Source organism: Actinoplanes sp. NBRC 103695, from assembly GCF_030269485.1.
Lineage (GTDB): Bacteria > Actinomycetota > Actinomycetes > Mycobacteriales > Micromonosporaceae > Actinoplanes.
In genome coordinates this window covers 161,835-186,608 of the sequence record NZ_BSTL01000013.1, presented here as the reverse complement: position 1 = coordinate 186,608, position 24,774 = coordinate 161,835, and the positions used below count along the sequence as shown (strand labels likewise).

The following is a 24,774-nucleotide window of genomic DNA, read 5'->3' as shown; positions in this document are numbered from 1 at the left end:
GGAGACCTTCCATGCCGAACGACAAGCAGGCTGCCAAAACCACCGACGTCACCACTCGGAAGGTGACCACAACCGAGCGCTTCGTCAGTCGCCGGATCACCGTGCACGGGGCCCGCGACCGCGCCCACGCCCTAGAGATCCTGGCCGCCAGAGGCATCCACATCGACCCGGCCCACTGGACCAGCCGCGAGCGGCGGTCATGATGACGACCGCACCCGCGCCCACCAAGAAGACCACCCGACCCGCGCCGCGCCGCCGCTTCACGGCGGACACCGGACAAGCAGCGGTCCTGGTCGTCATCGTCCTGTTCGTCGGCCTCATGGCCGGAGCTGCCTCGTTCAACCACGTCAAAGAGTGGACCCTCGACAACAGCCCCGCAGGAACCGACGAATGGTTCGGCTGGGCCAACGCGGTCATCTCCGAACTCATCCCGACCGCAGCCATCATCGAGATCGGCCGCCGACGCCGCCGTGACAAGCAGAACGCGAAGGTCGGATACCCGATGGCACTGCTCATCGGCGCTGTCCTGTTCTCGCTGACCGCACAGCTCGCCGTGGCCAAGCCCGGCCTGTCCGGCTGGGTGGTCTCCGCCCTCCCGGCGCTGGCCTTCCTCGGACTGTCCAAGCTCGTCTTCACCGCAACCGCCACCGCACCTCGGCCCACCACCAAACCGGTCGCGGCCACAAAGCCGGCCGCCTCGCCCGCCAGCCCCTCCGGCGAAACGCGCGCGAAGGCCCGCCCGGCTGCCGCATCCACGACCAGGGCCACCCCCGCCAAGAAGACGGCGGCGGCGAAGAAGACACCGAGCAACCGACCGCCCGCGAAGAAGACCGCACCGGAGCAGGCGACGCCCACCCCGGCCGTACCGGAAGCGGCACCCGCCCCGGCGCCCGCTGAGGACGCTCCGCGATACCCGCAAGCGCTGCTGGACAACGCCCGCGCGATCGCGGCCTCGCACCTCGACAGCACCGGCGAACCGATCAGCACCAACAAGATGGCTGTGCGGCTGCGCGTCGACACCGCAACCGCCGAAGCGATCCTTCTCTACCTCGAAACCAACCCGCCCAAGCAGGCAGACACCACCGCCCGCAACGGCAGCACCATGGCAGGAGCCAACGCCTAATGAGCAGCTCGTCGCTGCCTCTCGCGTCCACAACCACCACGGTTGTGGGCACGGGGGAGAACGCCGAGAAATTCTGGCCCTGGGCCACCCCCACCGCACCCCGTACCGCGCACCCGGACACCGAGCTGGGTTTCGACACCGCCGAGGTCGCCGCCGCCCGCGCCCGGGTCCGCTCCGGCGACTTCGGCGACTGGCTCGGCCACGTCCAGGCCGCCGCCGCCTGCCGCCACCCGATCCGGCTCACCGGGCAGATCGACGTCAACAACCCCGACGGCACACTCCTGCACACCATCGACACCGCCGACATGCCCGACGGCGCCATCTACACCCCCTGCGGAAACCGCCGCGCCGCCGTCTGCCCGTCCTGCGCCGAGGTCTACCGCCGCGACACCTACCACCTGATCGCCGCCGGACTCCGCGGCGACCGATGGGGCCTGCCGCCACTCGGCCAGCACCTCGCCGTGTTCCTCACCGCCACCGCCCCCAGCTTCGGGCAGGTCCACCACCGCGTCGTCAAAACCCACGCTGCCGACTGCCGGACCAAGGACACCTGCACCTGCCGGCCGAACCCCTGCCACCCGTTCGGCAAACCCTGCGAGCACGGCCAGCCGACGCAGTGCACCGCCCGGCACAAGGCCACCGATCCCGCCCTCGGCCAGCCGCTGTGCCTGGACTGCTACGACCACGATGCCCAGGTCGTGTGGAACCACGAAGCACCCGAACTGTGGCGACGCACCATCCAGGAAGCCGACCGCGAACTACAACGACTCGGCAAGCGCCTCGGAGTCACCCTGCGCCGCCGCTACGTCAAGGTCTACGAACTACAAGCACGCGGCGCTCTGCACTACCACGCCGCGATCCGGTTCGACGGCTATCACCCCGACTGCCCCGGCGCGATCGTCCCACCCGACCAGATCGTCACCCGCGCCATGGTCGCCTCCGTCCTGGAAACCGCCTTCCGCAAAACCAGCTGCATCAGCGCCCCGCACCCGGCCAACGGCGGCAACGGCTGGCACATCGCGTGGGGCCAGCACGGCCTCGACCTCAAACACATCAACGCGCCCGGTGGTGACGACAACCTCGCCAAACTGACCGGCTACCTCGCTAAGTACGTCACCAAGAGCACCGAGGCCACCGGTCAGATCTTCCGCCGCATCGACGAACTCACCATCGAGCTGCACGCCACCCCGGACACCCACGTCGGCCGGCTCATCCGTGCCTGCTGGAACCTCGGGACCGCCGACGGTTGGCACCGACTGCGCCGCTACGCCCACATGTTCGGCTGCGGCGGCCACATCACCACCAAAAGCCGGGGCTTCTCCGTCACCTACGGCTTCCTGCGCATGCAACGCACCATCTGGCGACGCACCCAGGGCTTCCCGCAACTTTGGGACGACGACCAGGCCGACCTGGTCGTCACCCGGCTCGGCTATCACGCCACCGGCTGGATCAGCACGGGTGACGCTCTGCTCGCCAACTCCGCCGCCGACGCCGCCCGCCGCCGCGACCAGGCCGCCCGCGAGGCAGCCGAGGACGACTTCGCCGCCGCCGCGCCCGCCCTCCCTGCCGCCGCTTGACACGTACGTGTCAAAACCGCGTTCTTTGACAACTCCACAGTGCCTTTATCCGAACTCGAAGGAGCTCACCGTGCCCACCGTTCGACCCTTGCTCGCGGTCCGGCTCATCGGCCCGGCCGCGACTGTCGCACCTGATCGCCCGGATCACGGACTGCCTCGGCGACACCGTGACCATCCGCAGCAGCACACATTCCGCACGTCACGCCGGAGAGATCCGCGTGTACATAACAGTGAGTCCCAAGGAGAACCATGCCCAATTCAGACGAAGCGCTCTGGGAGGTACACCAGGTCGCTGACTACCTCGGCGTTCCCGTCCAGACCCTCTACGCCTGGAGGAAACGCAAGTACGGACCACCTGCTGGCCGCGTCGGCAAACACCTCCGCTATGACCCTGACGACGTTCGCCAGTGGTTCCGCGACCAGCAACGGTCGGCGGCCTGATGGCCCACATCGAAGACCGCTGGTACAACACCGTCCCCGGCCCAGGACGCAAAACCACCCGCGTGAAGACAGCCTTGCACGGCATCGGCAAGCGCTACCGGGTCCGCTACATCGACCCCACCACGGGCCGGGAACGCAAGAAGTCGTTTCCCGACCGGGCCAAGAGTGCCGCCGAGGACTTCCTCATCTCGATCGAGTCGGACAAGCTACGCGGCACCTATATCGACCCTGCCGCCGGCCGAATCCTGTTCCGCGACTTCGCCGAACAATGGCTCCGCACCCGGCGCTTTGACGCCTCCACCCGCGAGAGCGTCGAAATCAGAGTTCGTCGGCACCTGTACCCCTTCTTCGGCCATCGACAACTATCAGGAATTAAGCCGGGGCATATCCGAGAGTGGGACGCCCAGCTGGTCAACCTCATCGCCGCAGCGACACGGGCAGTCACCTTCGCGCATCTGCGATCGATTCTCGGCGCGGCCGTCGACGACGAACGTATCGCCAAGAATCCGTGCTCCGCGAAATCGGTCGACCGTCCCCGGCCGGACGAACGGAAGATCGTGCCCTGGACGTGGGAACAAGTCCGCACCATCCGCGAGTCCATCCCCAACCGCTATCAGCCGATCGTCGACCTCGGTAGCGGGTGCGGGCTACGACAGGGGGAAATCTTCGGCCTGGCCGTGGAAGACCTCGACCTAATCGGCGGCTGGCTGCACGTTCGCAGACAGGTAAAACGGGTGCGCTCCCGTCTCGTCTACGGCCTACCTAAGAACAACAAGGAACGCCGGGTGCCGCTGTCGGACGCCGTGGCAGAAAGACTGGCGAAACACATCGACGAGGTCCCGCCCATCACGGTGACCCTGCCCTGGGAAGATCCGGGATCGAGGACGCGAATTACCGCAAATCTGCTATTCACCACGACGCGAAACAACGCTATCAACCGGAGCGACTTCAACCCTGACATCTGGCACCCCGCAGTCGCGCGGGCTGGCATCGAGAGGAGCCGCGCGGCCGGAATGCACGCGCTACGTCACTTCTACGCCTCCGCCCTGCTGGACGCGGGCGAAACAGTCAAGGCACTCGCCGCGTACCTCGGCCACGCTGACCCCGGCTTCACCCTGAGGACCTACACGCACCTGATGCCGGCCAGCGAGGAACGCACCCGCGCAGCGATCGACGCCCTGTTCGGGGCAACCAAAAGGGCTCCCACGCCCTGGCGACGCCCTAACAGGGTGATTCACCGCCGTTTCCGCAGCTCAACCCCGACACGGGGCACATAGTCCGGCGTACAGGCCGACTCGTCCGTCGCGCTCCACGGGACCGAAATGCCCACGCCGATCCGACCCGTTTGCTTCACCATGGGGAGAACGTCGAGACGGCATCGGAGGTCCCATGCTCACCGATGATCAGCTCAGCGACTTTCAGCGCACCGGACTCCTGCACCTGCCCGGTGCAGTGGCGTACACGGCGGTGGAACCCTCATCCTCACCGGCTCGCACCGGCTCATCACCCGGTACATCGCCAGGATGACGGCAACCAACATCATCACGGTCGACGACCTTGTCGGGACTTAGGCGGGCTCGACCGTCTTCACCATGACGCGGTTCTACCGACCCCTTGGGCCGGTCATAGGTGAAGCCGAGCCGCTCGTAGAGCCGTCGGGTGCCGTTGTACAGGAACGATGACGACACCTTCTTGGTCTGGTCGGTCAGGTTGTGGGGATAGCTCTCGGCCCGCTCGCCGCCGGCTCGCCGCCGACCCGCGGGATGAGGTCGAGCGCGCCGGTGATCGGCAGCTCCGTCACGCCTCGTCGCCGTCCATCACCGGCGCGGCGTGTGCCTTGCCCTGCTCGACGCAGGCCTTCTTCGAACGGAGATCCTTACGTCGGATGTTGGCGGCGGTTGCCGACATCTGCGGGATTCGGGGGCGGGCCGGGTTTCCTAGTGTCGGCGGTATGAAACTGCGACTTGCCATCGGGCCGGGTTTCTTCGGATCGGTGCGGCCGGTGCTGAGCATCGTCGGCTCGCGTATCAGGCCGGCCCGGGCGGCTGACGCATCAGCTGCAGATCGTCGCCCCACTCGTCGAGGACGTCACCGTGCCCCCGCTCGCGGGCCAGGCGTTCCACATGCGGGAAGAGCGCGGCCGGCTCGCGCAGCGCACGCTCCGGCAGGTCGGCCCACGGCTCGCCCAGCGGAAAGGTCTCCAGCTCCCAGCGCAGATACTTGTTGTACGGCCGCACCCGCCCGTGCAGCGCGAAGATCGTCAGGAGCAGCCAGGAGACACTCTCGGCCTCGTCCAGGGCGGCCGCGGTGACGTGCCCGTCCCGCCGGCTCTTCGCCGCGCGGTAGAGGAAGTTGGCGTACCCGTCCAGTCCCTCCCGCGACCAGCGCCGGGCCTCCTCGGCGGTCGGCGTGGCCTGCTTGTCCACCAGCTCCTGGACGCCGCCGTGGTCGAGCAGGATCCTGGCGCCGCGGAAGGCGTACCGCCCCCAGATGTCGCTGGTGTCGGCGAGCCGCGCCGGGGTGCACGCGAACTCGTCGACGTGGCGGGTCCGCTTGCGCGGCCGCTCCCCGGTGGTCACCACGCACAGGTCGATGTCGGAGTGCGCGGTAGCGGTGCCACGGGCATGCGAGCCGGTCAGCACGATGCCCACCACCAGAGGGTCCGCGGCGATCTCCGCGACGATCTCGTCAAACATCGATCGTCTCGACCATGATCTGGGTGGTGTCGCCCGGGTCGAGCCGCTCAGACTTGCGGATCGCCCTCTTCACCGGCAGCACGTAACACTTGCGGCCGGCGTCCGGGAAGATCGACGTACGCCAGGTGCTGCCGCCGATGGCCGCCCGCACCCGCACCGACCCGAAGCCGCGCGTCAGCCCGCCGACCAGCTCCCGGATCTCCTCCGACTCGTCCACGGGCAGGCTGACAAACGTCCAGCTGTCATCCCGCCGCGCCTCCCACACCCACAGCTCCGACTCGAACTCCACGATCACCGAGCCAGCTTCCCACGGGCGTCCTCCGCCCGCCCCGGAGTAAATCCTCGTAGCGGCGGCTCGGTGAAGACGACCACGCGCACGTCGCCGAGGGTCAGGACGTCCTTGTCGAAGAGTGTGCGGCCGCCGTGGCCGTCGGGGACGTGCAGGCGGTCGAGGCCGTCCTCGTGGCCGGACAGATCCTGCCAAAGGCGAGATGCGGATCTCCGGGAACTGGGCGAAGACGGACGCCCAGTTGCGGCGGACCTGTTCGGGGCCGTCGAACGAGCGGGCCGGATGGGCGGGCCATGGGCGGGTGAAGTCGTCGGCGAAGGTCGCGACGAGGGCATCGAGGTCACGCGGGTCCCTCGTGAGGGGGAGCCGGTTCGCGCTCGCGCGGGAGTTCCCGGGGCCGCCCGGCTCCTAGCGTCGAACGCATGGTGGTTGTTGCCGCGCGGGAGACGACGGCGGGAGCGCTGGTCCGGCTGGCGCGGCCCTGGTTCTGGCCGTTGGGCTGGGGTGGGGCGTTCCTCGGGTCGGTGCTGGGCAGCGGGCAGCTGGTGCCGCCGGCCCGGGCCGGCGGGCTCGCCTTGCTGCTCGGGCCGCTGGTCTGGACGGCCGTGCTGGCACAGAACGATCTGTACGACCTGCCCAGCGACCGGATCAATCCGCGCAAGGCCACGGCGCCGCTGGTCACGGGAGCGCTCAGCCCGGAACTGCTGCGGCGCTGGCACCGGGGGAGTGCCGCCGCCACGCTCGGCGTGGCGGCGGTGCTCGGGCCGGTCTTCCTGGCCGGGGCGGTGCTGGTGCTGGGGCTCGGGTGGGTCTACAGCGTACCGCCACTGCGGCTGAAGGCTCGGGCGGGCGCGGACGTCGTGGTGAACGCGCTCGTGGTCGGGGTGCTGGCGCCCGTCGCGGGATGGGCTCTGCACCGGCCCGTCACGGCGTACCCCAGCATGATGTTGATCTTGGGGTTGTTGCTGGCCGCGGCCCTCTATCTGCCGACGACGGTGATCGACGTCGCGGCCGATCGGGCGGCGGGGACGGTGACCTCGGCGGTGCGGTGGCGGGCGGAGCGGTGTTACGCGGCGGGGCTGGCGATGTGGGCGGCGGCGACCGCGCTGTGGCTGGGATTCTGCGCGGTGAACGGGTGGGCGACGGCCGTGCAGTGGGGGATGGCGCCGGTGGTGGTGCTGTCCTACGCCGTGCTGGCGCACCGGCCGTCGATCCCGCGGATGGCCGGCGTCGTGATCGTCTTCGCCGTGCCGGCCACCGACTTTCTCCTGAGTGTCATAGCCGGTTGAGCGTCACCAGGTAGCGAAGATGCGGGCCTGACCGCCGGAGCCCTGCTCGTAGGGCATCAGGCCGACCACGATCGTGGCGCCCGACGGCGGGACGCGGTGCAGGTTGGCGAGGTTTTCCAGGCCGTAGCGGTCGGCGCCCAGCAGGGCCAGGTGGGTGTCGAAGGTCTCCGACGGCGCCGGGTCGATGCTCAGCGTGTCCACGCCCAGGGAGCGGATGCGGCGCTTGCGGAGCAGCCACTCGCACGCCTCGACCGAGAAACCCGGGAAATGCGAGCGGTACGCCGTCGCATCGCCGGTCTTGGCGCCCCAGCCGGAGTGCATGAGCACCGCCGCGCCGTCGGGGATGCGGCCGTGGCGCCGCTCGTACCGCTGAAGGTCGTCGACGGTGACCGTCGTGTCCGGCTCGCGCGCCGCCCGGGCCGCGATGTCGACGACCACCGCGGGGGTGATCAGCTCGGACAACGGCAGCTCGGTGGAGAGGCGCCCGCCGGCGATGAAGTGGCCCGGCGCGTCGACGTGCGTGCCGGTGTGCTCGATGATCCGCCACTCCTGCATGTAGTAGCCGTCGTCCTCGATCGACGTGAACGTCTCCCGCCGCGGCGCCTCGTCCGGCTCGAACGCGGGGAAGGAAGTGGTGTACGGGTACGTGAGGTCCTGGAGGCGACGGCCCAGCAGCGCGGTGTGGCGCGCGGAAGCGGAGGCCGCGTCCGTCCCCAGCGCCGCAGTGGTCACGGCCGCGGCCGCTCCGAAGACCGCCGCACGGCGGGTGAGCTGGGAAGACTTCTCGGTGCACATGGTAAGTAGCATCCCATTGGACCGGCTTGCGGCTCAAGAACCGCGAACAGTCGCCGAAGAGTGAGACGTGAGGTTCGGATGGTTCCGGGCGGACCGCCTGGCCGCGAGCGCTGTTGTCGGCTGCGGCGCGCTACTTGCCGTCTACCTGGTCTTCCATCTGGGCGGCTGGGGCTCCCCGCCGTTGCGGGACACCCTCGCCGCGGGGATCAACCTGCCGGTGTCGATCACCCTGACCGTCTTCGGCATACGGGTCGCCCGGCAGCCGGAGCAGGATCCCGCCACCCGGCGGGCGTGGCGCGTGATCCTCGGGGCGATGCTCTGCCAGTTGATCGCCAACGTGTCCTGGTTCGTCGAGAGCGTGGTGCTGCACCGGGACGCCTTCCCGGCCTTCGCCGACTACTGGTTCCTGGCCTTCATCCCGTTCATGCTCGCCGGCCTGCTGATGATGCCGGGGGCGGAGCGCAGCCACCAGGATCGGGTCCGGCTGATGCTGGACGCTCTGATCGTCGGGGTCAGCGCCTTCATGGTGCTCTGGTACCTGGCGCTCGGCCCGCTCCTGGCGACCGAGGGCACCGGGCTCCCCTTCCTCTACTCGGCCGCGATGCCGGTCGGGGATGTGCTGCTCGTGCTGGCCGTCGCCGCGGCGGTGCTCCGGCGACCGGGCCGGCGGCGGCCCCGATCCCTGGGCCTGCTCGCCGGGGCGGTGGTTCTCCAGGTGATGGGCGACACCGCGTACACCTGGTCGGCGCTGAAGGGTGGGTACGAGGGCGCGAACTGGTCGCACCTCGCCTGGGCGACCGGGTACTACCTGATGGTGCTGGCCGCGTGGCACGCCCACCGGGAGGCTGTCGAGCCGGAGCCGGCCATGCGCACGTCGCGCTCGGTGGTGAGCTGGCTGCCGTACGCCGGGGTCGGCCTCGCGTACGCGATGCTGGCGGCCCTGGCCGGCCGGGTCTCGGACAACACGCTGGGCGGGATGATCGTCGGCGCGGTGCTGCTCACCTTCCTGGTGGTGGCCCGCCAGATGCACTCGATGCGGGAGAACCGCGACCTGGCCGTCACGGACAGCCTGACCGGTCTGGCCAACCGCACCCTGATCACCGAGCGGCTGGCCCAGCTCAGCAACCAGCCGCTGCGGGACGGCAAACACACCGCGGTGCTGGTGATCGACCTGGTGCGGTTCAAACCGATCAATGACACGTACGGCCACGACGCCGGCGACGCGGTCCTGCTGGCCGTGGCGACCGCGCTGCGGGGAATGATCCGGGCCGGGGACACCGCCGGGCGGCTGGGCGGCGACGAGTTCGCCGTGATCATCAACAATCTGCCGACCACGCGCGCCGCGCTCGCCATCGCCGAGCGGCTGTCGGACGCGCTGCGTACCCCGGTGATCTTCGGTGATCAGCTCCTGGCCGTCGAGGCGAGCATCGGGCTGGCGGTGCGGGACGGCGACGCGACCGGCGGCGAGCTGCTGCTGCACCACGCGGAGACCGCCACCGCGGCGGCGAAGCGGTCGGGCGGCTGCACGGTCTACTCGGCCGAGCTGGACACCCGGTCCCGGGACGCCGAGCTGCGCCGGGCGATCCGCGACGACGAGCTGGTGGTCAACTTCCAACCGGCGGTACGCCTGGACACCGGCCGCCCGATCGCGGTGGAGGCGCTGGTCCGCTGGCAGCACCCCACCCGGGGGCTGCTCTTCCCGGGCGAGTTCATCGACCTGGCCGAGGAGACCGGGGCGATCGTGCCGCTGGGCGAGTGGGTGCTGCGCGCCGCGTGCCAGGAGGCGGCCCGGTGGCGCGCCGCGATCCCGTCAGCCGAGCATCTGCTGCTCAGCGTCAACCTGTCGCCGCGCCAGGTGGTGCAGGCCCGGCTGGTCGAGGTGATCCGGGAGATCCTGGAGGAGACCGGGTTCCCGCCGGACCACCTGGTGCTGGAGCTGACCGAGAGTGTGGTGCTGGAGCCGGACGCGCTGACCGTGGCCCGGCTGGAGACGCTGCGGGACATGGGCGTGCGGTTCGCGGTGGACGACTTCGGCACCGGGTACGCCGCCCTGTCCTACCTGCGCCGGCTGCCGGTGAGCGTGCTGAAGATCGACCGCTCGTTCATCACCGGGCTCGCCGACGACGAGCAGGCGCGTGAGGTGGCCGCCGCGGTGGTCCGGCTGGGCGCCGCATTCGGGCTGGTCGTGGTGGCCGAGGGCATCGAGACCGAGGCGCAGGCGACGGCGTTGCGGGGGATGGGCTGCGGGGTCGGACAGGGCTTCCACTACTTCCGGCCGCTGCCCGGCGAGGTGCTGGAGCAGCGGCTGCGAGCTGCCACGACGCCTTAAATTCACGGTCGTCTTTGCGTAGGGTCGGCTCGTGGACCTCAAGCGCACCCTCACCGGCTTCGCTGCCGCACTGTTGACGATGGGTCTGCTCGGTAATCCCGTGCAGGCCGCACCCGATGACGACAACTCCACTCGCGACTTCGGCAACGGCCCGGAGCGCAATGGTGTCGCCGCGGCCTTCCCGCCGATCGAGCAGACCGCGGACGCCTTCAAGATCGCGCCCGCGAACACGGGCTACCCGAGAAAGAACGTTCTTTCCGTTTACCCCGACAACCCCGCCGACAAGTCGATCAAGCTGGGACTCGTTCCCTACCATGGGATCGCGCCGAGGCTGAACGCGCTGCAGGCCTCCTCCGACCGGGTGTCCGCCGAGGTCATCGGCCATTCCGCGCTGGGACGCGACCTCTACCTGGTGACCGTGACCGCGCCGGAGACCGCCGCCCAGGCCGCGAGGCAGGACCGATGGCGGGCGCTCATCGAGGACGACCCCAGGGCCGCGAAGCGGGACGCGTCTCTGCGAACCGGTTACAAGACTCCGATCTGGATCAACGCGAACATCCACGGTGACGAGTGGGAGGGCACCGACGGCGCGCTGCGGGTCATCGAGCGGCTGGCCGGTGCGACCGACGCGGCCACGGCACGGCTGCTCGCGCGTACCCGCGTGTATGTGACCGTGACCAACAACCCGGACGGCCGCATCGCCGGCACCCGCGCCAACGGCGCGGGCTTCGACATCAACCGCGACCACGCCACCGGCGCCCAGCCCGAGTCGCGGGCGGTCCGCGACGTGGTGATCGGCACGCAGCCGTTCGTCATGCTGGACGAGCACGGCTACACCGGCACCACGCTGATCGAGCCGGCCACGCCGCCGCACGGGCAGAACTACGAATACGACCTCTACATCAAGCACGCGCTGCCGAACGCGCTCGGCATGGAGGCCGCGATCGGGCGGCTCGGCTACCCGGAGACGGCCCGCGCCGACATCCCGTTCCGCGACTACGCGCCCGGTGACTGGGACGACTGGCCGCCGATCTTCACCCCGATGTACGCGATCTACCAGGGCGCCGTCGGCCACACCGTGGAGATCCCGTGGCAGGTCAACCGGGGCGTCTACGACTCGCTGCCGGTCGAGGAGCTGCGCCGCCGGTCGGCCGTGAACACCGACGTGGCGGCGGCGACGATCACCGCGGCGATCTCGTACGCCGACGGTTCCAGAAAGAGCCTCCTTGCCGACCAGATCGAGCAGTTCCGCCGTGGCTGGGCGGGCGAGCCGTCGCCGGAGATCCCGGACGGCTACGTGGAGGGCTTCGGACCGGAGGACCGCTACTCGACGACGTTCCCGCGCGCCTACGTGATCCCGGACGACGGCCCCGCGTCCGCCCGGCTGGTCGACCATCTGGTCGCCAACGACGTGCGGGTGACCCGGGCGACGCACGACTTCACCCTGGCCGGGCGTTCCTACTCGCGCGGCGCCTACCTCGTCGACATGCATCAGCCCAAGCGCGGGCTGGCCAACGTGCTGCTCGAGGCCGGCCGGGACATCTCCCAGCTGGTGCCGCAGATGTACGACATCTCGGGCTGGAGCCACCGGCTGCTCTGGGGCGCGCGGGTGGACATCAGCCGGACCGCCGCGCCGCGCGTCAGCACCCGGCCGGTGGTCGCGGCCGGTCCGACCGGTCACGTGCCCGGTGGGTCGCGCGACCTGCTGCTCTCCGTGCGGGACGGCAGCGACGTGCGCGCGGTCAACACGCTGCTCGACCTGGGCGTCGCGGTGCGGCAGACCGACGCGGCCACGGTGGTGGTCCCGGCCGCGGCGCGCGATGCGGCCACGGTGGTGGCAGACCGGTTCGGCGTACGCTTCGCAGCCGCGCCGCGAGGCACCGGCGGCAGCCCGCTCACCAAGCCCACCATCGCGGCCGCGGTGAGCGCCGACGAGCTGTTCGTGTTGCGGGACATGGGCTTCGAGCCGCGGACCGTGTCGACGGCCCTGCTCAACGCCGGTGCCGACCTGTCTGATGTGGACACCCTCGTCGTCTCGTCGGGGCTGTCGTACGCGGCCCTGAACGCGACCGGCAGGGCCGAGGTCGACGAGCTGCTGGCCCGCGGCGGCGTGGTCACCCGGGGCGCGACCGGTGCGGCGTTCAACGCGGCGGCCGGCCTGCTCCCGGCGACCGCGGTGGCCGGGCGCGGCGACGCGAACGGCGTCGTGGCGGTGGAGAACACCGGCCCGGTGGTGGGCGCGGGCTCGCTGCAGCACTCGTTCGTCTACTCGCCGCTGTGGTTCACCGGCACCGGGTTCACGGTCGAGCAGCGTTACGCCGCGACCCCGCTGGTGGCCGGGCACTGGCTGCCGTCCTCCACCGAGGCGGCCGGGCAGGCGTCGGTGATCTCCGGGGCCACGGCCCGCGGCGGCCGGGCGGTGCTGTTCGGCACCGAGCCGCTCTTCCGCGCCCACCCCAAGGGCCTGTACGCCCAGGTCGCTCGGGCGCTGTACTGGACCGCAGGCTAACGGGTCCGCTCCCGGGGAGACAATCGTCCGGCAAGATTTTCTCCCCGGGAGTGCACAGAACCGAGCGCTGTCGCGTCCTTGCTGATGTGACCAACGAGAATCCCGCCACGATCGAACTTGGCGACGCCCTGGTGTCCGCCGAGCAGTCGAAGTCCCGCCGCAAGCGCCTCATCGCGCAGACCGCGGCCGGCGCCATGCTCGGCGCCGTCGTCATCACCGGCGCCTTCACGGTGTTGCCGGGCCTGTTCTCCCAGGACGAGGCCGTCTCCGCCGGCAGCGGCGGGCTAGCCGTCGTGCCGGCCGCCGCACCGGCGAGCAGCGCCCCGGCCGAGCCCGCGCCGCAGCGGCCGAACCAGGGCCCGGGCATCTCCGACAAGCAGGAGAAGGCGCTCGACAAGTACTTCGCCTCCGGATACGACCTGAACGAGGGCAGGAAGCTGGCCAAGCTCTGGAAGATGGAGGACAAGGAGCTCATCCAGGTCAAGGCCATCGCCGGGCAGAAACTGCTGGACGGCGAGAAGCTGCCGGTCAAGCCCGGCTCCCCGCCCGTCGAGCAGAGCGACGCCGAGTCGAAGCAGGTCGCAAAGTTCTTCGAGGAGGGCTACGACTACGACGACGCCGCGAAGCTGGCGAAGCTGTGGAAGAAGCCGACCCCCTACGACGCCAAGGTCGAGGGCGGCAAGCGGCTGCTCGCCGGCCAGACCCTGCCGGTCAAGCCTTAGTTCGCACCGGAGGCCGTGACCGCGTCCAGGTTCAGTCAGCGACGACGCGGTTACGGCCTCTGTGCTTCGCGGCGTAGAGGTTGCGGTCGGCACGGGACAACACGGCCGACGGGGAGAGTTCCCCGTCGAACACGGTCGTGATGCCGATGCTGGCCGTCACCGGCAGCGTCCCGGTGATCGCCGGCCAGGCGTACTCGGCGATCCGCCGGCGCAGACGCTCGCAGCGCCGCTCCGCCTCGGCCGTGTCCATGCCCGGGAAGATCAGCACGAACTCCTCGCCGCCCATCCGGGCCACGATCTCCCGGCCCGAGGCCGCCTCGTTCAGCAGCTGGCCGAGGTGCTGGAGCACGGTGTCGCCGGTGTTGTGCGAGAGCGTGTCGTTGACCCGCTTGAAGTGGTCCAGGTCGATCAGCGCCAGCGACAGCGGGGTGCCGTCGAAGGCCACCTCGCCGAGCAGCGCCGGCATCCGCTCGTTCACGTACCGGCGGTTGTAGAGGCCGGTCAGGGCGTCCCGGTGAGCCATCTCGCGGAAGTGCTCGCCGACCCGGCGGGCCTCCTCCGCGTCGTAGACCGCCTGCAACGCGTGCGCCCGGGCCTCCCGGTCCAGTGAGTGCAGCGCGTTCATCTCGGCGTGGAACTCGCGGTGCTCCTCGTACGCCTTCTCGAACTCGCCGATCGCCGAGTACAGGGCGGCCTGCTCCTCGCGGGCCATCGCCCGGATCCGGCGCAGGCTGCGCTCGTCCGACTGCTTCAGGCAGCCGTTCAGCGCCTCCTGGGCCTCGGCGTACCGGCCGCCCAGCCGCAGCGCGAGGGCCAGGGTGAGCAGGCAGGTGGCGTACGCGTCGCCCTCGTTGCCGGCCACCGCCGACGCCGGGTCCAGCACCGCCTGCAACGTGCGCGTCGCACGGTCGTAGTCGCCGGCCATCATCTCGATGCGGGCGATCGTGTCGAGCTGGCCGGCGCTGAACGAGAACGAGCTCTTCGCCTCGATGTCGCGCATCCGCTGCACCAGCTGGAGGGCGCGTTCCTCGTTCTCCCGCTCGTACTCGGTGTAGGCCATGTTGTTGAGGATGTGCGCGATCAGCTCGCCGTCGCCGACCGCGGTGGCCAGCTCCAGAGCCTCCTGGAACCGGCGGTCGCCCTCGGCGTGGTGGCCGTTCTCGTCCACCGCCACGGCCATCCGCAGCAGGTGCCGGGCCAGGATGTTCGGCGGCGCGTCGTCGGGCAGGTTGGAGACGCACTCCATGCCGTGCGTGTGCGCGGAGGCCAGGTCGCCGACCAGGCGGTAGAACATGCTGAGTTCCTGGTGCGCGCGGGCGACCAGGTAGGAGCGGCCGTGCTGCTGCGCCCAGGCGAGCACCTGGTGCGCCTCGCGGCCGCTCTCCACGATCTTGCCCTCGCGCAGCCGCGCGCTCATCACGAGCAGGCGGGCGCGCTGGGCGATCTCGGTCTCGCCGAGCTCCTCGGCACGGGCGCGGATCGCGGTCGCCGGCTCGGCCAGCGTGCGCACCGCGGACACGGGTCGCAGCTCGAGCTCGGTGACGGCCTTGAGCAGGATCTCCCGCTCAGTGCTGTCACCGATGCCTGGTCCTTCGGACGGCGCGGAGAACCCGAGCCCCCCGGACGAGGCAACCGCGGCGGCGGTCACAGCGCCGCTCCCAGGGTCAGCGTCGACCAGCGCATCGCGGCCATCACGCTGCCGACCAGGTCGTCGCCGCGGTAGGCGGTGGCCGCCTCGGTCAGGTCGCCGTGCTCGTACGCGTTGACCACCCGCAACACCTGGCCGAGCGGGCCGGCGCCGCGGCTCAGCGCGCTGTCGATCTCCAGGCTCAGCGGCAGCTGGCGGGCGAGCGCGGCGGGCGTGGTGCCGAGCAGCCCGGCCACGGCGGCGATCAGGCCGGCCATGAACGCGGCGTCCGGGCTCACCCGGAACGACGGGGCGATGTTCTCGCACAGACGCGCCTTGGTCAGGGCTTCGGCCAGCTGCACACCGTTGACATCGGCGGCCTCCTCGACGGCCATCAGCATCGCCCAGCGGCGTACCTGGGAAAGACCCACCAGGACCACCGCCTGCCGCACCGAGGACACCCGGCCCGGGATTCCCACCGCGGCCGAGTTGGTGGCGCGCAGCAGCCGCAGGGTCAGCGCCGGATCGCCGGCGACGATCTCCAGCACCTTGTCCAGGTCGCCGTCGGTGGTGCTGAGCTCGCCCATCAGCTGCAGGCTGCGCATCCGGGACGGGGTCAGCGCGGTCGCGGTGAGCACCTGCGGGCGGCTGAGCACGTAGCCCTGCCGCAGCTCGATACCGTGGCGGTTGGTCAGCGCGAGCTGCTCACCGGTCTCCAGACCCTCGGCGACCAGCACGATCCCGGGGTAGGCACGGCAGCGGTGGACGACCTCGTCCAGCTCGGCGCCGGACTTCAGCAGATCGAGTTTCACGTACGAGGCCAGCGGGAGCAGCCGCTCGTGGGCGGTCCCGAGCTCGAAGTCGTCCAGCGCGATCTCGTAGCCGGCCTCGGCGAGCGCGGTCACGCCGGCCACCACCTCGTCGTCCACCTCGATGGTCTCCAGCACCTCCAGCACCACGCCCTCCGGCCCGAACGGCAGCGTGAGCTCGCCGACCAGGAACTCCCGGGTCACGTTGATGAAGCAGGTGCGGTCGCCGACCACCTCGTCCACGCCGAACTCGGCGAACGCGTTGAGGATCACCTGGCTGGTCGCGTAGGCGTCCCGCCGCTCGGCGTCGACGGCGTCCATCCGGCCGCGGAACAGCAGCTCGTACGCCACGACGTCACCAGCCGCATCGAAGATGGGCTGGCGAGCCACGTGCACCAGTCGGGTGCCGGGGATCAGCGAGGGTACGGGCGGGGGGATCACGAAGCGTCAGATCGACGCGACCCCGCCCTTCCTGAGGATTTTCAGGCGCAGGTGACGCGTGCCTCCGCCCAGTCGGCGTGGTCGAAGTTCTTGTTGTCGCCGCCGTCGGTGACCCGCAGCGTGAGGATGCGGACGCCGGTGACGTCGGCGGTGACCGGCCGGGCCGGGTCGGCGCTGCGCAGGACACCGGTGCTCGCGAGCGGGCGGCCGTCGCCGAGCACCTCGAAGCCGGCCGATCCCGGCGAGGTCACCTCGTCGTCGATGCCGGCCAGCGCCGAGAACGACGTGCAGGCCCCGCCCAGCCAGACCGTGACCTCGGCGGGCGCGTGCGTGCCCAGACCTTTCGGGTACGCCGTGCCGCGCAGGGTGATCGGGTTGCCGTCGCCGGCCGACTGCTCGCCGTTCGAGAGGTCGCGTTCCACCGGGCCGTAGCCGTTGGACTCGGACAGGAACGGCAGGTCGCTGACCCACGCGTCGCCGGCCGGGGCGGGCGGCGGCACGAACACCCGCACCACCTGCTCGACGTGCACGGTCTCGCCCTTCCAGCGGTAGGTCGCCACGATCGGCAGCTCGATCGTCCCGGTGGTGCCGGCCGGCACCACGAGCCGCCACGAGCCGGTGAGCGACTGGCCGCCGCGCAGCCGGGCCGCGGTCACCGGCTCCTGGCCCGGCGGGCCGAGGCGGACGTCGGCGATCGGGCCGCCGGCCGGGAGGGTGAAGGTCGCCTCGACGTCGATCGTGTCGCCCGGGCGTGCCTCGGCGGTGGCCGGGTCGACGGTCAGGACCGTCGCGGGCACCTGCTCGATGGCTCGGTCACAGGTCGCCGACCCGGTGTACGGGCACAGCGCCGTCACGAAACCGCCGTTGGTGGCGAGTGGAACGGTCAGCGTGTCGGTCCGCCGGACGATGCGGCTCTCCCGGATCAGCCCGTGGTCGCCGTCCCGCAGCGTCTCGGCGAGCCAGCGGCCGGGTTGCAGGAAGCCGAGATCGACCGGCTCGCCCCGTGCGGGCTCGGCGGAGATCCCCGCGACCCACCAACGGTCTCCGGATCGCCGCGCCAGCACGGTCGAAGCGCCGGGTGAGCCGGACAGCAGCCGCGTCTCGTCCCACACGGTCGGGATCTGGCTCAGTGTGCGCAAGGCCTCGGGGTGGGCCTCGTACGTCTCGGGCCGGTCCGCGAGGTGCTGCCAGCCGGACTCGTAGACCACGGCGAGCGCCACCTCGTGCGCGTCCGTCGTGTCCCGGTCGGTGACCGCCCAGGTGACCGGCGTGTAGTCCATGCCGCCGGTCACGTTGCGGGTGAACGGGAAGATCGTGTTGGTCGCCGCGCGGGTGCGGAACTGCTCGGCGCCGCGGACCGCCTCCAGCGTCATCACGTGCGGCCAGGTGCGCTGGATGCCGCGCGGGATCGTGGCGCCGTGGAAGTTGACCATCAGCTGCCGCGCGGCGGTGGCCGGCAGGATCTCGTCGTACCAGCGGAACCGGGCCTGGCTGTCCGAATCCATGAAGTCGATCTTCACGCCGGCCACGCCCCACGACTTGACCAGCGGCAGCATGGTGTCGCGTTCCTGCTCGGTGTCGAGCGCGGTCCAGTGGAACCACAGCAGCACATCGACACCACGGGCCCGCGCGTAGCGGACCACCTCGGGCACCCAGGACGCGTTCCAGCCCTCGTCGATCAGCACGTAGGGCCAGCGGTTACGGGCGGCGAAGTCGATGTACTGCTTCTGGCGCACGGGGTCGGCGGGGCTGGAGTGCTCGGAGAGCCAGGACCACGCGACGACGCCCGGGCGTACCCAGGAAAGGTCGTTGATCTTGGAGGGTGGGGCCAGGTCGTCGGTGAGGGTGCTCTCGGTGATGGTGGCGAGGTCGCCGACGACGGCGACCCGCCACGGGGTGCTCAGCGGTCCGGTCGCGGTGATCGTCGGGTCGGCCAGCCTGATCTGGTACGAGCCACCGCCCGCGTGCGTGAGCCGGCTGCCGTCGTAGCGGCCGTCCACGTCGGACTCGCTGAGCATGGCGTAGGTGTCGCCGATCCGGAACAGCGACGGGTATCCGTAGTCCGCGGCGGGTGCGGCCCCGGCCGTCGTCTGGATCCGGGTCTCCTCGTAGTTGGGGGAGTACGGCAGCAGCCATGCGCTCGCGTCCGGGGGGATGCTCCAGGAGGAGGCCTCGCCGGTGACCGTGCCGCCGTCCGGCAGCACGTACCGGTAAGCCGCGCCCTCGGCCGAGACCCGCACGACCACCTGGAGTTTCGCGCCGCCCGCGCCGGTGAAGTCGAAGGCCGACTCGCGCAGCGTGGTGTCGCGCTTGAGCTGCTTGCCCGTGGTCATCGTGTACTTCTCACGCACCGTGCGGTTGGTGCGCTTGGTGAAGGTGAGGCCGCTGCTGAGGTCGGCCGCCGTCGTGCGGATGCCGATCGGCGCGGGGGCGAGCGGGCCGACGCCGAAGCTCAGCCGTCCGCTGTCGAGGGTGAGCCGTGCCGCCCCGATCTCCCAATCGTGTGGTGTTGCTGCTGGAACGGAGGTCATGGGGAGGAGAAGGGCGGCGGTCAGCAGCACGTGCACAGGAAAAGCCTCCAACGATGTACGTCGATGACCATCCTCAGCCCCACCGCCGCCCTTGACAAGACTTAAGGCAGAGCTAGCCGTTGTGCGGACCGCCGCCCTGATTTCTAGTAGTTACCGGCCGAGTTACATTTTGCGTTCTGGACCACGCAGTTCTTCACGCGCTGGCCCAGAGCCGCGTTGTCCCACGCCATCCACGAGTCGCCGTGCATCGAGGACGCCATGCCGGAGGCCAGCTGGAAGCCGTCCGCGCTGCCCGCGGTGGGGTAGGCGATGAGGAACGACACCGACGGGATGGCCACCGGGAACTGGCCACCGCAGTTGCCGTACGCCACGTGTTCCTTGTGCGACGGGCTGTCCAGGTGGATGCCGTCCCAGCAGTCCGGGAAGACCAGCTGGAACATCAGCGTGGCGCCCGGCGCGCAACGCGGCCAGTTGCCGTCCGTGCTCCGGCCGATCTCGCCGCCCGGTCCGGCGCAGTAGAACGCGTTCACCGAACCGGCCGGGGTCGGTGTCTGCAGCCGGGCGTCGCCGGCGATGTACCGGAAGCCCTGCGGGAACGGCTTCGTCCGGGTCGGGTCGGCCAGCCGCGATCCGTAGTAGACCACCACGTCCTTGGGCTCGACCACCTGGCCGCGCTCGTAGAGGCTGGGGATCCAGTACGCCGACAGGTCCTGTCCCGGCCGGCAGGTGGTGCCGGCGTTCTGCAGGAGCGTCTGCGTCGTGGTGGCGGCGTTGGTGCTGGGGTTGCCGAGGAAGCTGTGCATGTGCGAGGCGCCCGGCATGTTCGGGAACACGATCGGGTCGTCCGGCCTGGAGTGGCTGTACGAGCAGGTGGCGTTGAACTCCGGCACGCGGACCGCGCCCGGCGGGATGGTCCGGTTGGGGATGGCGTCGAACTGGGCCAGCTGCTGCTGCCAGACGCCCTGGTCCATGACGACCCAGCCGGCGCCGCCGGGCTGGCCGTCGCCGAACGAGAACCAGTTGATGTTGACGAAGTCGCCGCCGCCGTTGCGCAGCAGCGCGAACACCGTCTGCGCGCCGGTCGGATGGCTGGCCACCGAGGTGCTCAGCGTGGTCCAGGCCTGCCAGCCGCCGGTGCCGGCGACCGTGAACTGGGTGAGCAGCGGGCCGGTGGCCGACCCGGTGCGCAGCTCGATCGAGCCGCCGCCGGGCACCGATGCGATCCGGGCCTGAATCGTCAGGCTGCCGGCCGCGCCGAGGTCGACGTTGTCGTACCGCATCCAGTCGCCGTTGGCGAGATAGGAGACGTTCTGGCCGCCGCCGGTGTCGGCGGTCTGCTCCAGCACGACGCCGGACTGTGCGGCGTACGCCTCGGCCTGGACCGTGCGGGTGGCCGCCGACGCCGGGGATGCGGCGGTGACCACGGTGACGCTGACGAGCAGGGAGATCGCCAGCAGGGCTGTTCTCTTCATTTTTACCTCCGCGGGAACGGGTGCCGGGAGTATCTCGCGTGGGGAAGCGCTTTCTCGCTGTCAATGCACGTCAATGTGCTGCATCTGCATAAAGATGGCTCTCAATGGTGAAGCGGTTACCCGGGCCAAAGCCTTCAGGTCGGGCGGCGGATGCCGATGTGAGCTGTACTCAGACCGCGGTTTGGAGGTCCCATGCGGGTACGTGTGCTCGGCCGGCTCGACGTGGCCGGAGACGACGGCGTCAGCCTGCCCGCCACCGGGCTGCCCCGCCGGGCCCGGCAGGTACTCAGCGTGCTCGCCGCCCGGTACGACCGGATCCAGTCCAAGGACGCGCTGGCCGACGCCGTCTGGGGCCGTGACCTGCCCGGCAACCACGTGGCCGCGCTCGAGCACTACGTCTCGGTGATCCGCCGCCGCCTCCAGCCCGACGGCAACGCCGCCACCCAGTTCATCGTCACCCGGGCCGGCGGATACCTCTTCGACACCGGCCGCGCCTGGCTCGACCTCGCCGACCTGCACCACCGGATCCGCGGGCTGGACCTCACCACCTCCGGCACGGCCGAGCGCCTCGGCCTCCAGCAGGAGATCTCCGCACTGGCGCACGAGCTGCCGTTCGCCGACGACCCGTACGCGGACTGGGCCGAACCGGTCCGCAACGAGGTCCGCGTCGCGCTGCAGAACGCCCACCTGGAGATCGCCGACGGGATCATGGACCGCGACCCCGCCCGGGCGCTGCGCCTTGCACTCGCCGCCATCGAACTGGACCCGTTCCTCGAGGCCGCCTACCAGACCGGCATGACCGCCGCCGCCGCGCTCGGCCGGCCGGACGACGCGCTGCGCCTCTACGAGCGCTGCCGCAAGGCCCTCGACGACGAACTGGGCGTCGCGCCGTCCGCCCGGACCGCCGAACTCCAGCGCAACGTGCTGCTCAGCCGGCAGTCCACACCAACGCCCGCGCCAGCGTCCTCGGCCTTCACCGAGGAGCCACGCAGCGCCCCGAATCCCGCCCCCGCGCCCCTCCGGCGCCACTTCCTCGGCCGGCCCGCCGAGATCGAGCTGCTGCTCAGCGATGACCACATCCCGGTCGTGCACCTGGTCGGGCCCAGCGGCGTGGGCAAGACCGCGCTGCTGGACGAGCTGCGCCGCCGGTCGCCCTCCCGGGTCGGCGTCGGGCACGGCTCGGCCTCGGCCGGTGCGCTACGGCTCACCTGGCTGCACAGCGCCCTCGCCGACCTGGGCGTCCGCGGCGTCGTACCGGCCACCGTCGAGGCGGCGATGACCGAACAGCGTCCGCTGCGCCGCGAGGAACTGGCCGCCGTCGCTGACGCGCTGTGCGGCCCGGAGCCGCTGCTGATCGCGGTCGACGACGCCCAGGCCCTGGACGAGGTGAGCGTGGCCGAGCTGGCCTGGCTGGGCGGGCACTGCGCGCGGCTGCGGGTGGTGCTGACGTACCGCTACCCGTCGGAGATCCGGGACCGGCCGATCGCCGGCCTGGGCAGCCCGCTGGTGCTCCGCCTGGGCCCGCTCACCGAGACCGACCTGGACCCGCTCGGCGAGAAGCTGAACGAACGGACCGGAGGCATCGCCGCGCTGGTCGCGGTCGCCGACCGGAGCCCCGAGGTGACCGCCGCGGTGGCCATGCAGGTGGCCCGCACCCGGACCGGCTGGATGCCCGAGCCCGGCTGGGAGGTGCTGCGGCTGTGCGCGGCGCTCGGCGAGCTCACCGTGGACGACCTGGCGCGGCTCACCGGTCGGCCGGTCATCGACGTGCTGGGCTGCATCGACGGGCTGGTGCACGCCCACCTGCTGGCGGAGGACGCCGACGGGCATGTGCGGCATCGCAGCTCGCTGATCCGCGACGCGGTGGCCGAGCAGGTGTCCAGTGCCTCCAGCCGGCATCTGCGCTCACAGCTGACGAGCGCCTAGTCCGGTCACAAAGAGAACGAACGTTCTTTCCGTCAGGTAAAGAACGTTCGTTCTCTTCATGAACCGCGTCAGTTGGTGACGGTCACCGGTGCGGCCAGGGCGATCGCTCCGGTCGAGGAGACCACGCTGACCGTGCGGATCGTGCCCGGCGCCGGGCCGGTCACCCGGACGCTCCACGCTCCGGCCGCGTCCACCGCGACCGCCGAGCCGATGGTCCGGCCGGTGAGCGTGCTGCCCAGGACCACCTGCACCCGCTGCCCGGCGAGCAGGCTGTTGGTGCCGGAGATCCGCCACTCGTTGTTACCGGTGCGGTAGCGGGTGGTGATGCCACCGATGAAGGCGTCCGCCGACGGCCGGACGACGATCTGGTCGGTCGCGATGCCGGCCGGGTTGCGGACCGTCAGCTCCAGCACGACCGGCGCGTTGTTGTAGACGAACGCCGCGTTCGGGCCGGGCGTGGCCGGCAGCGCCTGCACCGGGTAGGTGAAGGTCGGCCGGGCGCTGGTCGCCCCGGTCAGCGTCACCGCCGGGCCGGACACCTGCCGCCAGGAGTACGTCTCCACCGCGCGGGACCGGGTGCCGTCCAGGGCCACCGCACGTCCCCGCACCACCGTCTGGTCGACACCCGCGTCGGCCGTCGGCGCCTGCACGCCGATCACCTGGGTCGTCACCGTCACCGGTGGGCTCACGCCGCCCGGACCGGTCGCCACCAGGGTGAACGCGTAGGTGCCGACCGCGGTGGGCACGAACGACGCCGTCGCCTGGTCCGCGTTGGTGAGCGTCACCGCCGGGCCGGACACCTGCGTCCAGGCGTACGAGTCGATCTCGCCCGTGGACCCCGAACCGTCCAGCTGGACGTTCTGGCCGACCACCACCGGGTTGCCCGTGGTGCCCGCCGCGACCGGTCGGTCCGGCAGGAACAGGTGGCCGCTGCCGGTCACCGCCGCCGTCGCCGAGCCGCCGCCCGAGGAGCGCACGGTGATCGACGGCGGGGGCGCCTGCACGCCGGTGAACGGCGAGCCGGTGATCGGGCCGAAGCCGTCGACGGACAGCACGCCGGGGCTGGTGTCGCCGTCCGAGGAGGTGGCGGCGACCTGCAGCCTGCCGTTGTCCGCGTTGTACTGGACGTTCGTGACGCGCACGACGTCCACCAGCTTCGCGGTCTTGCGTGCCACCGGGCGGTCGCTGTTGTTGATCACCTCGATGGTCGCGCCGTCCGGCACCGAGCCGGTCACCGGGAAACGGCCGTAGTACCTGCCGTTCTGACCGCGCAGCCGGGTGCCGCGGAAGCCGAGCGCCGGGTTCGAGGCGACCTCGATGGCCTGGCCGGGCTCGCTGCTGGCGAAGACCTCGACGAAGCCGGTGCCGTCCGCGTCGGTGGTGTACGTGGCCTGGTCGATGTCGACGCCGGCGTTGGTCGCGTACCGGCCCTGGACGCTGAACAGATCGGAGAAGCCGAGCTGGCCGATCACCGCCCCGGAGGCCGGGTCGAGCTGCTCGATCCGGATGAAGTTCGTGTTGTACGGGCTGCCGACGATCTTGTGGTCGACGCCCGGGTCGCCGATGTAGCCCGCCGGGGCGGCCGGCAGCACCGCCGGATCCCACTTCAGGAACGGGCCGATCCGGCTGTTGAAGGCCCCGCCGAAGGCCAGCGGCGTGGTCCCGATGTCCTCGGTCATGTTGACGCCCCGGTCGGTCGCCACGATGTCGTCGATGCCGTACGGGTGGGTGATCCGGAACCGGTCGCCCTCCGGCGCGGCGAAGCGGATGCGGACCCGGCCGAACACCATCTGGTCGCCGTCGATCACCTCCTCGCGGGCCCAGGCGCCCTCGAGGTCCATGCCGATGGTGGCGTTCACGCCGTTGGTCAGCGTCACGGTCGAGCCGGCCAGCTGGTAGAAGAACTCACCCGGGAAGTTGTCCGGATACGAGATCGGCGCATCCGGGTCCGGAACCTCGTCCAGGAGCACGGGGCACAGCGGGTCGTCGGAGACGCAGGCCTCCAGGCGTACGTTGTTGCTGTCCCGGTACCAGGCCGGGAAGCCGTGTTCGGCGGTCGGGCCGACCTGCACCAGCTTGCCCGTACGCGGGGTGGGTGGGGTGATGGCGACGGCGAAGGCGGTCGTGGCCACCGGGGCGATGACCGCCACCATGACACCGGCCGTGACGCCGAGGCGGCTGAGCGTTCTCCTCATGGG

17 protein-coding genes and 2 pseudogenes are annotated in these 24,774 nt (G+C 70.8%); 10 read left to right on the top strand and 9 right to left on the bottom strand.

Annotated elements, in window-relative coordinates:
- The first annotated feature begins 11 nt into the window (after positions 1-11).
- From QSK31_RS24340 to QSK31_RS24320, 5 genes are all read left to right on the top strand, one after another.
- On the top strand, positions 12-203 hold the full coding sequence (locus tag QSK31_RS24340; protein WP_285686607.1) for a hypothetical protein: 192 nt from the start codon (positions 12-14) through the stop codon (positions 201-203).
- Positions 200-1,123: a hypothetical protein gene (locus tag QSK31_RS48870; protein WP_352244481.1), complete on the top strand. Its 924-nt coding sequence runs from the start codon at positions 200-202 to the stop codon at positions 1,121-1,123. Before QSK31_RS24340 ends, QSK31_RS48870 begins: the two co-directional genes overlap by 4 nt.
- Positions 1,123-2,700, top strand: a complete 1,578-nt coding sequence (locus QSK31_RS24330) for a replication initiator (RefSeq protein WP_285686606.1) — start codon at positions 1,123-1,125, stop codon at positions 2,698-2,700. The genes QSK31_RS48870 and QSK31_RS24330 overlap by 1 nt, the downstream gene beginning before the upstream one ends.
- Before the next feature lie 249 nt (positions 2,701-2,949).
- Positions 2,950-3,141, top strand: a complete 192-nt coding sequence (locus tag QSK31_RS24325; RefSeq protein WP_285686605.1) for a helix-turn-helix transcriptional regulator — start codon at positions 2,950-2,952, stop codon at positions 3,139-3,141.
- Positions 3,141-4,418 carry a tyrosine-type recombinase/integrase gene (locus QSK31_RS24320; protein WP_285686604.1) on the top strand — a complete coding sequence of 426 codons (1,278 nt, stop codon included), beginning with the start codon at positions 3,141-3,143 and terminating at the stop codon, positions 4,416-4,418. The genes QSK31_RS24325 and QSK31_RS24320 overlap by 1 nt, the downstream gene beginning before the upstream one ends.
- A 750-nt stretch (positions 4,419-5,168) precedes the next feature.
- Here the strand turns inward: QSK31_RS24320 and QSK31_RS24315 are convergent.
- The 3 genes and pseudogenes from QSK31_RS24315 to QSK31_RS48865 form a co-directional block, all read right to left on the bottom strand.
- Positions 5,169-5,837, bottom strand: a complete 669-nt coding sequence (locus QSK31_RS24315) for a nucleotidyltransferase domain-containing protein (RefSeq protein WP_285686603.1) — start codon at positions 5,835-5,837, stop codon at positions 5,169-5,171.
- Positions 5,830-6,132: pseudogene (locus QSK31_RS24310) on the bottom strand (DUF1905 domain-containing protein); the annotation flags it as partial. The gene QSK31_RS24315 and the pseudogene QSK31_RS24310, both read right to left, overlap by 8 nt.
- Positions 6,133-6,333: 201 nt before the next feature.
- A pseudogene (locus tag QSK31_RS48865) lies at positions 6,334-6,459 on the bottom strand (hypothetical protein); the annotation flags it as partial.
- Between the two features lie 89 nt (positions 6,460-6,548).
- Between QSK31_RS48865 and QSK31_RS24305 the strand changes: the two are divergent.
- Positions 6,549-7,415 carry a UbiA family prenyltransferase gene (locus QSK31_RS24305; protein ID WP_285686601.1) on the top strand — a complete coding sequence of 289 codons (867 nt, stop codon included), beginning with the start codon at positions 6,549-6,551 and terminating at the stop codon, positions 7,413-7,415.
- 3 nt (positions 7,416-7,418) lie between these two features.
- Here the strand turns inward: QSK31_RS24305 and QSK31_RS24300 are convergent, their stop codons facing one another.
- The gene (locus QSK31_RS24300; protein WP_285686600.1) at positions 7,419-8,210 is read right to left on the bottom strand and encodes a cyclase family protein; all 792 of its coding nucleotides are present in this window, start codon (positions 8,208-8,210) and stop codon (positions 7,419-7,421) included.
- A gap of 67 nt (positions 8,211-8,277) precedes the next feature.
- Between QSK31_RS24300 and QSK31_RS24295 the strand changes: the two genes are divergently transcribed.
- The 3 genes from QSK31_RS24295 to QSK31_RS24285 all read left to right on the top strand — a co-directional run bounded on the left by QSK31_RS24295 (position 8,278) and on the right by QSK31_RS24285 (position 13,770).
- Positions 8,278-10,539 carry a putative bifunctional diguanylate cyclase/phosphodiesterase gene (locus QSK31_RS24295; protein WP_285686599.1) on the top strand — a complete coding sequence of 754 codons (2,262 nt, stop codon included), beginning with the start codon at positions 8,278-8,280 and terminating at the stop codon, positions 10,537-10,539.
- 31 nt (positions 10,540-10,570) lie between these two features.
- On the top strand, positions 10,571-13,048 hold the full coding sequence (locus QSK31_RS24290; RefSeq protein ID WP_285686598.1) for a M14 family zinc carboxypeptidase: 2,478 nt from the start codon (positions 10,571-10,573) through the stop codon (positions 13,046-13,048).
- Positions 13,049-13,134: 86 nt separating this feature from the next.
- Positions 13,135-13,770: a hypothetical protein gene (locus tag QSK31_RS24285; protein WP_285686597.1), complete on the top strand. Its 636-nt coding sequence runs from the start codon at positions 13,135-13,137 to the stop codon at positions 13,768-13,770.
- Positions 13,771-13,801: 31 nt separating this feature from the next.
- On the opposite strand, the gene QSK31_RS24280 is transcribed toward QSK31_RS24285, so the two are convergent.
- From QSK31_RS24280 to QSK31_RS24265, 4 genes are all read right to left on the bottom strand, one after another.
- Positions 13,802-15,418 (bottom strand): tetratricopeptide repeat-containing diguanylate cyclase, encoded by a 1,617-nt coding sequence (locus QSK31_RS24280; RefSeq protein WP_285686596.1) that lies wholly within the window; start codon positions 15,416-15,418, stop codon positions 13,802-13,804.
- Positions 15,415-16,596, bottom strand: coding sequence for an EAL and HDOD domain-containing protein (locus QSK31_RS24275; protein ID WP_285686595.1), 1,182 nt, complete (start codon positions 16,594-16,596; stop codon positions 15,415-15,417). The genes QSK31_RS24280 and QSK31_RS24275 overlap by 4 nt, the downstream gene beginning before the upstream one ends.
- Positions 16,597-16,688: 92 nt before the next feature.
- Positions 16,689-19,178 (bottom strand): NPCBM/NEW2 domain-containing protein, encoded by a 2,490-nt coding sequence (locus QSK31_RS24270; protein ID WP_285686594.1) that lies wholly within the window; start codon positions 19,176-19,178, stop codon positions 16,689-16,691.
- A gap of 143 nt (positions 19,179-19,321) precedes the next feature.
- Positions 19,322-20,650 carry a DUF1996 domain-containing protein gene (locus QSK31_RS24265; RefSeq protein ID WP_285686593.1) on the bottom strand — a complete coding sequence of 443 codons (1,329 nt, stop codon included), beginning with the start codon at positions 20,648-20,650 and terminating at the stop codon, positions 19,322-19,324.
- A 192-nt stretch (positions 20,651-20,842) separates the two neighbouring features.
- Between QSK31_RS24265 and QSK31_RS24260 the strand changes: the two genes are divergently transcribed.
- On the top strand, positions 20,843-22,576 hold the full coding sequence (locus QSK31_RS24260; protein ID WP_285686592.1) for an AfsR/SARP family transcriptional regulator: 1,734 nt from the start codon (positions 20,843-20,845) through the stop codon (positions 22,574-22,576).
- A gap of 68 nt (positions 22,577-22,644) precedes the next feature.
- Here the strand turns inward: QSK31_RS24260 and QSK31_RS24255 are convergent, their stop codons facing one another.
- On the bottom strand, positions 22,645-24,771 hold the full coding sequence (locus QSK31_RS24255; protein WP_285686591.1) for a PKD domain-containing protein: 2,127 nt from the start codon (positions 24,769-24,771) through the stop codon (positions 22,645-22,647).
- Positions 24,772-24,774 lie beyond the last annotated feature (3 nt).

What these genes read in the sequence shown, in the direction of transcription:
- QSK31_RS24340 (WP_285686607.1), top strand. Translation starts at nt 12, where the DNA reads ATGCCGAACGACAAGCAGGCTGCCAAAACCACCGACGTCACCACTCGG.
- QSK31_RS48870 (WP_352244481.1), top strand. Translation starts at nt 200, where the DNA reads ATGATGACGACCGCACCCGCGCCCACCAAGAAGACCACCCGACCCGCG.
- QSK31_RS24300 (WP_285686600.1), bottom strand. Translation starts at nt 8,210, where the DNA reads ATGTGCACCGAGAAGTCTTCCCAGCTCACCCGCCGTGCGGCGGTCTTC.
- QSK31_RS24305 (WP_285686601.1), top strand. Translation starts at nt 6,549, where the DNA reads ATGGTGGTTGTTGCCGCGCGGGAGACGACGGCGGGAGCGCTGGTCCGG.
- QSK31_RS24260 (WP_285686592.1), top strand. Translation starts at nt 20,843, where the DNA reads ATGCGGGTACGTGTGCTCGGCCGGCTCGACGTGGCCGGAGACGACGGC.
- QSK31_RS24315 (WP_285686603.1), bottom strand. Translation starts at nt 5,837, where the DNA reads ATGTTTGACGAGATCGTCGCGGAGATCGCCGCGGACCCTCTGGTGGTG.
- QSK31_RS24330 (WP_285686606.1), top strand. Translation starts at nt 1,123, where the DNA reads ATGAGCAGCTCGTCGCTGCCTCTCGCGTCCACAACCACCACGGTTGTG.
- QSK31_RS24325 (WP_285686605.1), top strand. Translation starts at nt 2,950, where the DNA reads ATGCCCAATTCAGACGAAGCGCTCTGGGAGGTACACCAGGTCGCTGAC.
- QSK31_RS24320 (WP_285686604.1), top strand. Translation starts at nt 3,141, where the DNA reads ATGGCCCACATCGAAGACCGCTGGTACAACACCGTCCCCGGCCCAGGA.
- QSK31_RS24270 (WP_285686594.1), bottom strand. Translation starts at nt 19,178, where the DNA reads ATGACCTCCGTTCCAGCAGCAACACCACACGATTGGGAGATCGGGGCG.
- QSK31_RS24265 (WP_285686593.1), bottom strand. Translation starts at nt 20,650, where the DNA reads ATGAAGAGAACAGCCCTGCTGGCGATCTCCCTGCTCGTCAGCGTCACC.
- QSK31_RS24255 (WP_285686591.1), bottom strand. Translation starts at nt 24,771, where the DNA reads ATGAGGAGAACGCTCAGCCGCCTCGGCGTCACGGCCGGTGTCATGGTG.